The 13532-nt window shown below is 71.4% G+C and carries 11 protein-coding genes; 5 read left to right on the forward strand and 6 right to left on the reverse strand.

Annotation, left to right across the window (positions count from 1 at the left end; translation table 11 throughout):
* Positions 1-11: 11 nt before the first annotated feature.
* The 4 genes from IFR11_RS01765 to IFR11_RS01780 all read right to left on the reverse strand — a co-directional run bounded on the left by IFR11_RS01765 (position 12) and on the right by IFR11_RS01780 (position 3523).
* Positions 12-920 (reverse strand): 3-methyladenine DNA glycosylase, encoded by a 909-nt coding sequence (locus IFR11_RS01765; protein WP_191915021.1) that lies wholly within the window; start codon positions 918-920, stop codon positions 12-14.
* Positions 917-1627, reverse strand: a complete 711-nt coding sequence (locus tag IFR11_RS01770; RefSeq protein WP_191915022.1) for an SOS response-associated peptidase — start codon at positions 1625-1627, stop codon at positions 917-919. The genes IFR11_RS01765 and IFR11_RS01770 overlap by 4 nt, the downstream gene beginning before the upstream one ends.
* A 178-nt stretch (positions 1628-1805) precedes the next feature.
* Positions 1806-2837, reverse strand: a complete 1032-nt coding sequence (locus IFR11_RS01775) for an App1 family protein (protein WP_055836972.1) — start codon at positions 2835-2837, stop codon at positions 1806-1808.
* A 5-nt stretch (positions 2838-2842) separates the two neighbouring features.
* Positions 2843-3523: a DedA family protein gene (locus tag IFR11_RS01780; RefSeq protein ID WP_055836975.1), complete on the reverse strand. Its 681-nt coding sequence runs from the start codon at positions 3521-3523 to the stop codon at positions 2843-2845.
* Between the two features lie 41 nt (positions 3524-3564).
* Between IFR11_RS01780 and IFR11_RS01785 the strand changes: the two genes are divergently transcribed.
* The 5 genes from IFR11_RS01785 (at position 3565) to holA (ending at position 11868) form a co-directional block, all read left to right on the forward strand.
* The gene (locus tag IFR11_RS01785; RefSeq protein WP_191915023.1) at positions 3565-4815 is read left to right on the forward strand and encodes a chorismate-binding protein; all 1251 of its coding nucleotides are present in this window, start codon (positions 3565-3567) and stop codon (positions 4813-4815) included.
* Between the two features lie 67 nt (positions 4816-4882).
* The gene (leuS, locus tag IFR11_RS01790) at positions 4883-7456 is read left to right on the forward strand and encodes a leucine--tRNA ligase (RefSeq protein ID WP_191915024.1); all 2574 of its coding nucleotides are present in this window, start codon (positions 4883-4885) and stop codon (positions 7454-7456) included.
* A 226-nt stretch (positions 7457-7682) separates the two neighbouring features.
* Positions 7683-8324: a helix-hairpin-helix domain-containing protein gene (locus tag IFR11_RS16245; RefSeq protein ID WP_342030233.1), complete on the forward strand. Its 642-nt coding sequence runs from the start codon at positions 7683-7685 to the stop codon at positions 8322-8324.
* Positions 8321-10669, forward strand: coding sequence for a ComEC/Rec2 family competence protein (locus IFR11_RS01800; RefSeq protein ID WP_191915026.1), 2349 nt, complete (start codon positions 8321-8323; stop codon positions 10667-10669). The genes IFR11_RS16245 and IFR11_RS01800 overlap by 4 nt, the downstream gene beginning before the upstream one ends.
* Before the next feature lie 161 nt (positions 10670-10830).
* Positions 10831-11868 carry a DNA polymerase III subunit delta gene (gene holA / locus IFR11_RS01805; RefSeq protein ID WP_055836989.1) on the forward strand — a complete coding sequence of 346 codons (1038 nt, stop codon included), beginning with the start codon at positions 10831-10833 and terminating at the stop codon, positions 11866-11868.
* Positions 11869-12308: 440 nt separating this feature from the next.
* On the opposite strand, the gene rpsT is transcribed toward holA, so the two are convergent.
* On the reverse strand, positions 12309-12569 hold the full coding sequence (rpsT, locus tag IFR11_RS01810) for a 30S ribosomal protein S20 (protein WP_055836993.1): 261 nt from the start codon (positions 12567-12569) through the stop codon (positions 12309-12311).
* A 117-nt stretch (positions 12570-12686) separates the two neighbouring features.
* The gene (locus IFR11_RS01815) at positions 12687-13409 is read right to left on the reverse strand and encodes an alpha/beta fold hydrolase (protein ID WP_191915027.1); all 723 of its coding nucleotides are present in this window, start codon (positions 13407-13409) and stop codon (positions 12687-12689) included.
* Between the last annotated feature and the right edge of the window lie 123 nt (positions 13410-13532).

A 13532-nucleotide genomic window follows, 5' to 3' on the forward strand; every position in this document is an offset into this window, starting at 1 on the left:
ACTCCATGAGCTTACAACACAGATCGCGGGCGTAAGAAATCGGCGCGGCCGGGCGTGTCGTCAGTGCCCGTGACCGCGCGGATGACGTCGCGCCGCAGACCCTGACCGCGCTCGCTCAGGCTCCTCTGACGGGCCACGTATTCGGCCTTGCCCTCGGCTGTTTCGATGGGGACGGGCAGGTAGCCCCAGTCGCGCAGGTCGTAGGGCGAGGCCTGCATGTCGAGGGTGCGGATGTCGCGGGCGAGCTCGAACGCCGCGAGCAGCAGGGGGCCGGGAACGAGAGGACCGAGCTTCACGGCCCACTTGTACACGTCCATGCCTGCGTGCAGACAACCGGGCTGCTCGCGCTCGGCCTGGTCGTCGCGGGAGAGGGGCGTACGGTTCAGCGGCACCGCATCGGGCGTGAAGAAGCGGAACGCGTCGAAGTGCGTGCAGCGCAGGTCGTGGGCGTCGACCACCGCGTCGGTCCCGTCGCGGCCGAGCCGCAGCGGCACCGCGTGCCGCACCTCGTCGGCGCGGTAGGCCATGGCCCACTCGTGCAGCCCGAAGCAGCCGAACTGCGCCGGTCGGTCGGCGGTGGCCCGCAGCAGCGAGACGATGCCGCGATACAGGGATCCGCGCTCGGTGCGGAAGCTCTCGGCATCCACGCGCACGCCGTCACGGTCGCTGCGGTACCAGCGCCAGGCGGCGCGCTCGTCGGCGTCGCCGAGCACGACATCGATGCCGGGGTGCCAGCGCCGCAGGATCGCCGGCTTGTACGAGTAATAGGTGAACAGGAAGTCTTCGACCGGGTGCTTCTCGGCCCGACTCGCCCGCGCGCGATGGTCGGCGGTCAGCGCGTCGGCGCGTGCGGCGTGCGCATCGGCGAGAACGCTCCACTCGGCGCGCGAGAGCGTCGTCGTGTCGAGGACGGTGCTCACTCGACGGCGTCGATCAGCGCGGGGGAGTCGTTGCGCACATTGCCGACGTCGGACGACACGACGTGGTCGTCGAGCGTCTCGGCGACGTCGGGTGCCGCGTCGATCGCGGCGTCGAGCACGTCGCCGACGTTCTCGGTGGTCGGGTCGAGCCAGGCGTCGGCGAAATCGGGGTCGAGGAACAGCGGCATGCGGTCGTGGATCGATCCGAGGCGGCCGATGGCGTCGCGGGTGAGGATCGTGCAGCTGAGCACCCACCGGGCGGGGTCGTCGTCGGCGAGCGAGGGGTCTTTCCACCACTCGTACAGCCCGGCGAAGAACAGCGGTGAACCGTCGGCCGGGTGGATGTAGTGAGGGGTCTTGCCCTCGTCGGTGGTCTTCCACTCGTAGTACCCGGATGCCGGGATCACCGCGCGCCGCTTGATGAGCGCGGTGCGGAACATCGGCTTGTCTTCGACCTCTTCGGCGCGGGCGTTGAACGCGCGGGCGCCGATCTTGACGTCTTTGGCCCACCCGGGCACGAGCCCCCAGCGCGCGACCTCGAGGCGTCGGACGGGGGGTTCGCTCTTGATCGAGTCGAGCACGATGCCCACGCGCGACGTGGGAGCGATGTTGTACGACGGCGGGGGCAGCTCGTCGGCCTCGACGTCGACGCGCAGCACCCCCACGAGCTGGGAGGCCACGTTGGCTACGACGAAACGACCGCACATGCTTCCACCGTACGCGCCCCCTCCGACATCGAGCCGTGTGCGGCCTCCGGAGCTGACGGCCTTCGCCCCGCGTGCGTGCGTGTGGTCAGCGATGCGCGCATCCTCAGCCCCAACGGCCCGGATGCCACGGAGGTTGTCCGCATCGCGGAGGCTACGACCAGCGTCGCCCCGCCCGCGCTCAGCCCTCTCGCGAGATGACCCCGGCATCCTGCAGTCGCTCGAGCAGGCCCGCGCCGTCGGACTCGCTCACCCACGGCACCTCGGCGGCCGAGTGATCGTCGACCACGGTGCGCCCACCGGCCAGCACGGCCTCGGCGGGCAGCAGCCGGCGGATGGCGACGGCGGCGACGCTCCGCGGATTCTCGATGGCGAAGCCGGTGTAGATGGCGTCGTCGTGCTGACCGTCGTCACCGACGAGCAGCCACTTCACCTGGGGGAACTCCCGCGCGAGACGGCGGAGGTTCTGCTCCTTGTGGTCGCGACCGCTGCGGAACCAGCGGTCGTGCGTGGGACCCCAGTCGGTGAGCAGGAACGAGCCCGCCGGGAACAGGTGCCGACGCATGAAGCGGGTCAGTGTGGGGGCGACGTTCCAGGCACCGGTCGACAGGTAGATGACCGGCGTACCGGGGTTTTCCCGCGTCAGCCGCTCGAGCATGACCGCCATCCCCGGAACGGGCTGGCGGGCGTGTTCGTCGAGCACGAAGGAGTTCCAGGCCGCGAGAAGCGGACGCGGAAGGGCGGTGACCATGACGGTGTCGTCGATGTCGCTCACGACGCCGAAGCGCACGTCGGAGCCGACGATGAACACGCGGGTCTCGGTGGGCTCGCTGCCCTCGACCGACATGGTGATGTCCTGCCAGCCGGGCGCGAGCGTCGCGGGGAGCTTGGCGTCGATCACTCCGCCACGGTCGGCGGTGACCTCGTGCGTCACCCCGTCGATGACGATGTCGACGCGCGCCATCCCCACCGGAACGGCGGCGAACGCACGCCAGCCGCGCAGGCTCGCGGACTCTCCGGTCGAGGTGCGCTTGATCGGCGGGGCGATCAGCACGCGACCGAGCACGCGCACCCACTCCTCGGTTCCATAGCCCGGAAAGCCGGTGACCACGGGACGCAGGTGGCGGGCGCGCGCCCGACGTTCGCGCCAGCGGTGGAACCGGCGCTCGAGTCGGGCGAACCAGAGCACTTTGGCGCGAGAGGAGCGAGACATTCCGCTCAGTCTTTCACGTCGCCGTCCGCTGGTCCGAGGGAAGTCGTCTCCTCGGCCAGATGGCGACGTTCCGCGCGCTCGATCAGCTTCTTGGCGACGAAGACCAGCACGAGGAACACCACGAGGATGCCGACGAAGAGGTAGCCGGCGTAGTGCAACTGATCGGCGAGCTCGCGGTAGGTGCCCGCGGCGGTGGCCGCGACCGTGATGTACAGCCCGGCCCAGATCAGGCACGCGGGGGTCGTCCAGGCCAGGAACCGGCGGTAGCTGTACCCGCTCATCCCCACCGTCAACGGCACGAGCGAGTGCAGCACGGGGAGGAAACGAGAGAGGAAGATCGCCGGTCCGCCGCGTCGGCGGAGATACCGGTCGGCGCGATCCCAGTTGCGTTCGCCGAGCTTCTGGCCCAGCCGCGAGGCACGGATGCGGGGGCCGAAGTACCGGCCCAGCCAGAAGCCGAGGCTCTCGCCGATCAGCGCGCCCAGGACGACGGCTGCGCCCAGCAGCACTCCTTCGAGGGGAGACGCGATAGCGGTGCCCGCCACGATGACCATGGTGTCGCCGGGAACGATCAGACCGACCAGCACGCTCGTCTCGAGCACCATCGCGACACCGGCGACGATCGTGCGCAGCACGGGGTCGACGTTCTGAACGACGTCGAGCAGCCACGTGAGGATCTCGTTCACCCCGTCACCCTATGGCCGTCGGCCACGCCTAGCCTGGGAGCGTGCCGCACTCCTCCGCTCCGGTCGCCCTCCCCGCGTGGGTCGACCCCGAGGCGGTGTTCCTGCACCTTCTCGCCGACGCCGATCACGCGTTCTGGCTCGATGCCGGGGTCGACGCGTCGACCGGGTGGAGCTGGATGGGAACGGGCGTTCCCGACTCGTCGTCGGCGCCGATGGATCAGGATGCCACCTCGCCCGGCCGCGCCCCCGGATCACCCGGAGAGGAAGCCGGGGCGTTCCGCGGGGGATGGGTCGGCTGGCTCACGTACGAGGGTGACCCGGTCTGGCTGCGGGTGGAGACGTTCCTCGCGTTCGACCACGCCGCACGGCGCGTGTGGGCGTTCGGCGACGCCGAGATCGCCCGGCGCGCCGCCGAGGCCCCCGTGCCGCCGCCGGTGCCCGTCGCGGAGCGTCGGGGTGCGGCATCCGGTCGCGTGACACCCACCCGCTACGCGGAACTCATCGAGGCCTGCCGCGCGCGCATCCGCGAGGGCGACGCCTACCAGCTGTGCCTCACCACGCGGTTCACCGTGCCCGGAGCCGTCGACCCCGTGGCGGTGTTCCGGCGCCTCCGCCGCGCCTCGACCTCGCACCACGCCGGCTTCGTGCGCTCCGGCGACACGGCGCTGGCGAGCGCGTCGCCCGAGCGCTTCCTCGAGGTGCGCGGCGGGGCCGTGCACACCCACCCCATCAAGGGCACGCGTCCGCGCTCGACCGACCCGGTGCGCGACGCCGCCCTGGCCGACGCCCTGCGGACGGATGCCAAGGAGCGCGCCGAGAACGTCATGATCGTCGACCTCATGCGCAACGACCTGTCGCGGGTGTGCGAGCCGTCGACCGTCGGCGTCGACCGTCTGCTCGAAGTCGAGAGCTACCCGCACGTGCACCAGCTCGTCAGCGAGGTGTCGGGGCGCCTGCTCCCCGGCACACGCGTCGGTGCGCTGCTCGAGGCGACCTTTCCGGCGGGCAGCATGACGGGCGCCCCCAAGCAGTCGGCGATGCAGATCCTCGCCGGCCTCGAAGAAGCCCCGCGCGGCGTCTACTCCGGCGCCTTCGGGTGGATCGGCGACGACGGCGCGGCCGATCTCGCCATGGTCATCCGCAGTGTCGTCGTCGACGCGGATGCCGCCTGGGTCGGCGCCGGCGGGGGGATCACGTGGCGTTCGGTCGCGGCATCCGAAGTCGCCGAGGTGGGGATCAAGGCGCGAGCGCCCCTCGCCGCCCTCGGCGCCGAGGTACCGCCCGGGTGGTGACGTCCGGGTCCGATAGCCTGGACGCTGGCCCCCGCGGCCTCCCCGACCTTCACGATTGGCTTCACCCGTGTCTCAGAATTCCGCACCCGACCCCCGCGAGGGTGGCTTCGACATCCACGCCATCCAGGCGAAGTGGCAGCGAGCGTGGGCCGACAAAGATCCCTTCCGCGCCGGCGGCGACGATGACACGCGCCCCCGCAAGTACGTGCTGGCGATGTTCCCGTACCCCTCGGGCGACCTGCACATGGGTCACGCCGAGAACTACCTCTACTCCGACATCGTCGCGCGCTTCTGGCGTCACCGCGGCTACAACGTGCTCAACCCGATCGGGTGGGACTCGTTCGGCCTGCCGGCCGAGAACGCCGCCATCAAGCGCGGTGCCGACCCGGTCGAGTGGACCTACGCGAACATCGCGCAGCAGAAGGAGAGCCTGAAGGACTACGGCGTCTCGTTCGACTGGAGCCGGGTGCTGCACACCAGCGACCCCGAGTACTACCGGTGGAACCAGTGGCTGTTCCAGAAGCTCTACGACAAGGGCCTCGCCTACCGCAAGGACGCCCTCGTCAACTGGGACCCGGTGGATCAGACCGTGCTCGCCAACGAGCAGGTGCTGCCCGACGGCACCAGCGAGCGCAGCGGTGCCGTCGTGGTCAAGAAGAAGCTGACGCAGTGGTTCCTGCGCATCACCGACTACGCCGACCGCCTGCTCGACGACCTGAACCAGCTCGAGGGCTTCTGGCCGAGCAAGGTCATCCAGATGCAGCGCAACTGGATCGGACGCTCGATCGGCGCCGACATCGAGTTCGAGATCGAGGGCCGCGCCGAGAAGATCACCGTCTTCTCGACCCGCCCCGACACGCTGCACGGTGCGACGTTCTTCGTCGTGGCGCCCGAGTCCGACCTCGCGGCCGAGCTCGCGGCATCCGCGGATCAGGGCGTGCGCGAGAGCTTCGAGGCGTACCTCGCCCAGGTGCAGCGTGCGACCGACATCGAGCGCCAGGCCACCGACCGGCCGAAGACCGGCGTGTTCCTCGGGCATCACGCGATCAACCCCGTCAACGGCGAGAAGCTGCCGATCTGGGCCGCCGACTACGTGCTCGCCGACTACGGTCACGGTGCCGTCATGGCCGTGCCCGCGCACGACCAGCGCGACCTCGACTTCGCGCGCGCCTTCGACCTGCCCGTGCGGGTCGTCGTCGACACCCTCGCACCCGTCACCGGGGCGATCCCCGTCATCGAGCTCGACGATGACGGCGTGCCGATCGACCCGCTGGGCGACCTCGACGAGACCGACCCGGTGAAGACCGGCATCGCCCTCACCGGAGATGGCCGCATGGTCAACTCGGGTTCGCTGAACGGCCTGTCCAAGCGCCACGCCATCGCCCGCATGATCGAGGAGCTCGAGGCGAAGGGCGTCGGCCGTGCCGCCAAGACGTACCGCCTGCGCGACTGGCTCATCTCGCGCCAGCGCTACTGGGGCACGCCCATCCCCATGCTGCACGGCGAAGACGGCTCGATCACGCCGGTCCCCGCCGACCAGCTGCCGGTCACCCTGCCGTCGGTGGAGGGCCTCGACCTCAAGCCCAAGGGCACCTCGCCGCTGGGGGCCGCGACCGAATGGGTCGAGGTCACCGACCCCGAGACCGGCCAGACGCTGCTGCGCGACCCCGACACGATGGACACCTTCGTCGACAGCTCGTGGTACTACCTGCGCTTCCTGTCGCCGAACAGCGACACCGAGGCGTTCTCGGCTCGCGAGGCCAACAAGTGGGGCCCCGTCGACTTCTACATCGGCGGCGTCGAGCACGCCATCCTGCACCTGCTGTACGCGCGGTTCATCACCAAGGCGCTGTTCGACATGGGCCTGGTGGAGTTCACCGAGCCGTTCTCGAGCCTCATCAACCAGGGCATGGTCATTCTCGACGGCACCAAGATGTCGAAGAGCAAGGGCAACCTGGTCTTGTTCCAGGAAGAGCTCGACGCGCACGGTGCCGACGCCCTGCGCGTGGCGCTGGCCTTCGCCGGCCCGGTCGAAGACGACAAGGACTGGAACGACGTCTCGACCACCGGAGCGGCGAAGTTCCTCGCCCGCGCCCTGCGCATCGCGCACGACGTCGACAGCGACACCGACGTGGTGTGGGCCGAAGGCGACCCCTCGCTCCGCCGCGTCACGCACCGCCTGCTGGCCGAGGCGCCGAACCTCGTCGAGCAGACGAAGTTCAACGTCGTCGTCGCCCGCCTGATGGAGCTGGTCAACGCCACCCGCAAGGCGATCGACGGAAAGGCCGGCGCGAGCGACCCCGCCGTGCGCGAGGCGGCCGAGGTCATCGCGATGACCCTCGACCTGTTCGCCCCGCACACCGCCGAAGAGATGTGGCAGACGCTCGGCTACACCGGCTTCGTGGGGCTCGCGACCTGGCGCCAGGCCGACCCGACGCTGCTGGTCGAAGACACCGTCACCGCCGTCGTGCAGATCGACGGCAAGGTGCGCGCCACGCTCGAGGTGTCGGCCAAGATCGGCGGCGACGAGCTCGAAGCCCTCGCCCGCGGCGACGAGCGCGTGCTCCGCGCGCTCGGTGAGCGCGAGATCGTGCGCGCGGTCGTGCGTCCGCCGAAGGTGGTCAGCTTCTCGACGAAGTAGGTTCTGGTTCCGGATGCCACGTCCCCGGCGCTCCACGGAGCGCGGGGGCGTGGCATCCGTCGTTCCGACCCGACCGTTGATCCGCCGGCGGCGACCTCGGGCCGCCGTTCGCGTTCGTCAGGGCGGGCGAGATGCCGCTCCTCCCCAGGAGGGCTTCTCGCGCGAGCGTTCACCGATCGCCGTCGGAGGGGCACGGGCGGGCGGGGGCGCTGCCTACTGTCGCGGTGTGACCGAGAACGTCGTCGTCCCCGCCGAGGCCCACCCGCCCCTCCCGGGCGAGCATCTTCCGGCGCGGACGCGGCTGGGGATCGGGGCGGTCGTCGTGCTGGTGCTGCTGGCGTTCGCCGTCACGATCGGGATCGGCATGCTGCGGGGTGCGACCGGGACCGAGGTCGTCGAGCCCGCCGTGTCGGCGTCACCCCCCTCGGCCGCCGTCCCGCAGGTCGGTGTCTACGTGCACGTGGCGGGCGCGGTGCGCGAGGCCGGGCTCTACCGGCTCGAGGTCGGCGACCGTGTCGCCGATGCGGTCGCGCGCGCGGGCGGCTTCGCCGAAGACGCCGCACGAGACGGGGTGAATCTCGCGCGGCCCGTCGCGGACGGCGAGCAGATCGTCGTCCCGGTGGCAGGAGCCGACGTCGGCGCCGGGGGAGCCGCTCCGGCCTCGGGAGCCTCGGACGGCGTCGTCGATCTGAACACGGCGACGCGCGAGCAGCTCGACACGCTCCCGCGGATCGGCCCCGCTCTGGCCGACCGCATCATCGCGTGGCGCGACGAGAACGGCCGCTTCACCAGCGTCGACGACCTGTCGTCGATACCGGGGTTCGGCGACAAGATGATCGAGGCCCTGCGCGACCTGGTGCGGGTGTGAGCGAGCGGCGTGCGCTGCGGAGACGGGCACTCCGGCCGATCTCGGTGGCCGTCTCCACCTGGGGCTTCGCGGGGCTCGCCACCGGGCTCCCCGACGCCCGCGTCCTGGCTCTCGTCCTCGCCGCGGGGGCGGGTCTCACCGCCCTCGCCTTTCTGGGCAGACGGCACGCGGTCCTCGCCGTCGCCACCATCGCCGTCGCCTGCGCCGCGGCATCCGTGTCGAGCGTGGCTTTCGTGGACGCCGTACGCGAGCAGGTCGACGCTTTGCAGGTGGAGGGCGGCCGGCAGATCGTGCTCGAGCTCACGGTGACCGGACGCATAGACGGCGCCCCGGACGGCGGGGCGTGGTTCGACGCCGTCGCCACGGAGGTCCGCGCCGGGAGCGTGCAGCTCTCGGGAGACATCCCGGCCCGCATCGGAGTGGATGCCGAGGGGCGCCGGGTCCTCGCCGAGGCCGCGATGGGCAGCGAGGTAGAGGTCGTCGGTCGGGCTCTGCCCGCCGAGCCGGGGGAGCGGGCGGTGCTCGTCGTCCGGGCCGAGGAGGTCGCGAGAGCGGCACCGCCGAGCGGGGTCTGGGGATGGTTGGAGGGGCTCCGCAGCCGCCTCGTCGCGTCGACCGAGGGACTCCCGCAGCCTGGTGCCGGCCTCGTGCCGGGCCTCGCGGTGGGCGACACCTCTAGCCTCGACGCGGCGACCGAGACCGCGATGACGGTCTCGTCGCTCTCGCACCTCACGGCCGTGTCGGGGGCCAACTGCGTCATCGTGGTCGGGGCGGCCTTCGCCCTGCTCGCCCTCTGCCGCGCACCACGGGGAGCACGTATCGTCGGGGCGCTGCTCGTGCTCGCCGGCTTCGTCGCGCTGGTCACCCCCGAACCCAGCGTCGTGCGTGCCGCGGCGATGGCATCGGTGGCACTCCTTGCCCTGGCCCTGGGCAGACCGGCGGTCGGGATCGCCGTGCTGTCGCTGGCGACGACCGTGCTGCTGATCCTCGACCCCTGGCTCTCGCGGTCCATCGGCTTCGCGCTCTCGGCCGCGGCCACCGCCGCCCTGCTCGTCCTCGCGCGGCCCCTCGCCGCCGGTCTCGAGCGCTGGATGCCGCGGGCTCTGGCGCTCGCGATCGCCGTGCCGGCCTCGGCGCAGCTCGTCTGCGGCCCGCTGATCGTGCTGATCGATCCGCACGTGCCGCTCCTGGGCATCGTCGCGAACCTCCTCGCCGATCCGGCGGCCGCCCCCGCCACCATCGCGGGCGCTCTCGCCGCCATTGCCCCGTTCCCCTGGCTGCAAGACGGACTCACCGCCCTGGCGTGGATCCCCGCCTCGTGGATCGCCGCTGTCGCGCACACGACCGCGGGCATCTCGGCGCAGAACATTCCGTGGCCCGACGGCCTGCTCGGCGCCGGGCTGCTCGGGCTTGTCGGCGCCGCCGTGTTCGTCGCGGTCGTCCGCCCCCGCCGTCTGCCCCGCACCGCAGCCCTCGCCGCCGTGGCTTCCGCCGTCAGTCTCGGCCTGATGCTCGGTCAATCGGCCGTCCGCACGTTCGCGGGGTCGCTCACCGTCCCCGCGGCGTGGCAGGTGGTCATGTGCGACGTGGGGCAGGGCGATGCCACGCTCTGGCGATCCGGAGCGGCCATCGCGCTCGTCGACACCGGGCCCGACCCGGCGGCGCTCACCGGCTGCCTCGAGAAGTTCGGGGTGGAGCGCCTCGACCTCGTCGTGCTGACCCATTTCGACCTCGACCACGTCGGTGGCTCGCCGGCGGTGCTCGGGCGCACCGACCTCGTCCTCCACGGCCCGACCGACGGGGGCGCCGACCAGCGGCTGCTCGAGCGCTTCGCCGCCGCGGGTGCCTCGCTCACGCAGGCGACGGCCGGGATGACCGGCACGCTGGGCGCCACGCGCTGGCAGGCTCTGCACCCACCGCCGCGAGCGGAGCCGGGCAATGACGCCAGCGTCGCCCTCGACGTCGCCGGCCCCGGCTTCCCCCGCACGGAGATGCTCGGCGATCTGGGCGAGGACGCGCAGGAATCCCTGCTCCGACGCGCCGACGTGACGCCGGTGCAGGTCGTCAAAGTCGCGCACCACGGCAGCGCCGACCAGGACGCCGACCTCTACCGGCGACTCCACGCGGAGATCGGACTGATCGGCGTCGGTGCCGACAACCGCTACGGCCATCCCACGGCATCCCTCCTGTCGATCCTCGAGAGCGAAGGCACGAGCGTGGGTCGCACGGACCGAGACGGAGCCCTCGCCGTGTGGATCGACGAGCAGGGCCGCCTGTCGCTCTGGCGCGAGAACGGTCCCGCTGTCGACGGCGTTCCGAGCCCGACATCGTCTGCGCCCCGGTAGCCGTGCGTGCGCCGGTTCAGGTCGCGTCGGTGTCTCGCCGCACCGGGAAAGGAACGCCGCGGCGAGCCACCGCGGGGCGACGCCCGTTGCCGCGCCGTCGTGGGGCTTCCGCGCCTCCGCACCGCGGCTCCGATGTCGGACCCGGTCGGTAGGCTGGGGGAGTGACCCCGGCACCCCGACGCTCCGCCCCCGCGAAGACCAAGTCGGCCATTCCCCAGGTGTCCTGGCGCACCCCGCAGCCCGCGCCCGTCGTGCTGATCTCCGGTCCCGAAGAGGTGTGCGCCGAGCGCGCGACCGCCGGCATCCGGGCACTTCTCAAGAGCGAAGACCCGAGCCTCGAGGTCACCGACATCCGCGCCGACGATTACGCCGCGGGCACCTTGCTCGGCGTCACGTCTCCCTCGCTGTTCGGCGAGCCCCGCCTGGTCCGCGTGAGCGGCGTCGAGAAGTGCAGCGACACGTTTCTCAGCGAAGCCGTGTCGTACCTCTCGCAGACGCAAGAGGGCGCCACCGTCATCCTGCGCCACACCGGGGCGAGCGTGCGCGGCAAGAAGCTCCTCGACGCCATCCGTGCCGGGCAGGGCGCCGGCATCGAGATCCCGTGTGCGGCGGTGAAGCGCGACTCCGACCGCTTCGACTTCGCCGTGGGCGAGTTCAAGGCCGCGCACAAGCGCATCGCCCCCGTCGCCCTCCGCTCCCTGGTCTCGGCGTTCGCCGACGACCTCACCGAGCTCGCCGCCGCGTGCCAGCAGCTCATCGCCGACGTCCCCGGCGATATCGACGAGCGCATCGTCGAGCGGTACTACGGCGGGCGGGTCGAAACCTCGGCGTTCACGGTCGCCGACACCGCCATCGCCGGGCACTACGGCCCCGCCATGTTGGCGCTGCGGCACGCGCTGGCATCCGGAGCCGACCCCGTGCCCCTCGTCGCCGCGGTCGCCATGAAGCTCCGCACCATGGCCCGGGTCGCCGGAACCCGTGAGTCCTCGTCGGCGGCCGCTCAACGCCTCGGCATGAAGGATTGGCAGGTCGACCGTGCGCGGCGCGACCTGGTCGGGTGGACCGGCAACACCCTCGGCATGGCGATCCACGCCACCGCCCGCGCCGACGCCGAGGTGAAGGGCGCGTCGCGCGACGCGGTCTTCGCGCTCGAGCGAATGATCACGATCATCGCCACCCGCGCACCGTACGGCGGCTGACCGCGCACGGTCGTCTCGCCGGCCTTGGGCTCGCAGGGCAGATCCGTGAGCAGGGGAGGGCGTGGGCTGAGCGGAGGACCGGATCGAGGCCGCGCGTCCTCCGCTCGCCCCTGCCCCTCCGCTCGCCACGGTTCGTCGGCCCACGAGCTCCAGCGGACGGGGACGCCCGCACCTCCTGGCATCCACGCGACGAGGCACGCGCGAGCTCACACCTGCTGCGCGGCGCAGATCCGTGACCAGGGGAGGGCCCGGGCTCAACGGAGGACCGGATCGAGGCCGCGCGTCCTCCGCTCGCCCCCATCCCTCCGCTCGCCACGCCTCATCGGCCCCCGCGCAGTCCACAGCACCCACCCCGACGCCCCCTACGCTTTCGCGCCCTACCCCGGAAACGACGAAGCCCGCCCCGCATGATGCGGGACGGGCTGTCGAAAAGGTGCGACTCAGAGAGCGGCGACCGACTTCGCGATGGCCGACTTGCGGTTCGCGGCCTGGTTCTGGTGGATGACACCCTTGCTCACGGCCTTGTCGAGCTTCTTGGTCGCGGTGGCGAGCGCCTTGAGAGCGCCTTCCTTGTCACCGGCCAGCACAGCCTGCTTGGTGCGACGCACGTGCGTCTTCAGCTCGCTCTTGACGGCCTTGTTGCGCTCGTGCGCCTTGTCGTTGGTCTTGTTGCGCTTGATCTGCGACTTGATATTCGCCACGTCGACGGTCTTTCGTTTGAAGTGAATATGGAAGAGCCGGGCGAGCGGTAGAGGGACGCTGCACCGGCATCGTGGAGGTCGGGAAAAACCCCACACGCAAGCCAAGGACCAACTCTATCAGGTCGACGCCTCGACGGTGGTGAGCGCCACGTCGACCAGCGCGTTGAACACGCGGGGCCGCATCGCCGTCACCAGGTGCGTGGTGCGGGGGACGACGATGAGCTCGGCCTCACGCGCCACCGACACGAACAGCTTCTCGTTGGCGCGCAGTTGGTCCCACTGCCCGTTGATGAACCACAGCGGAACCTCGATGCGGCACAGCGACGCCAGAAGGTCGAGCACCGACAGGCTCGCCAGGGCGGTGTCCTGCGCCTCGAAGGCGTATCCGCCCGCACCGAAGTCGGGCCGCGTCTCGGGCGGGAGCGTGCGGTCGAGCACGCGGTTGGTGAGCCCGAGCCCGCGGTCGGGCAGGCTGTCGAAGCGCCGCGCGAGAAAGCGGTAGGCCGCGAGGCCCACACCCCGCGGGATCGAGGTGCACGATGCGGCGATGAACGCCGCGACCGGCGGCGGGTCCTCGCGCCCCACGTACTCGATGCACAGCAACCCACCCATCGAATGGCCCACGAGCAGCACGGGGCCGCGGGTCGCGGCATCCTGCACCGCCCGGTCGATCGTGGCGAACGCCTCGTCGAGAGTGAACTCCTCGCCGCGGCGGGTGCCGTGTCCGGGCAGGTCGACGGCGACGGCCGGGTTGCCGCGCTCCTCGAGGTGGGCGAGCTGCGCGCGCCACATCGTCGCCGAGGTGCGGATACCGTGCACGAACACGACCTGGACCGTCATGGCATCCAGGGTAGAAGCCGTTCGCTGCCGACCGGCTGTGCGTCGCGTCCCCCACGCGCCGCACGTTCCCGCGCGTGGAACGGGTGATCTCGACCCGTGGGGGACCCCCGGATGCCGGACCCC

Source organism: Microbacterium sp. CFBP 8801 (genome assembly GCF_014839455.1).
GTDB lineage: Bacteria > Actinomycetota > Actinomycetes > Actinomycetales > Microbacteriaceae > Microbacterium.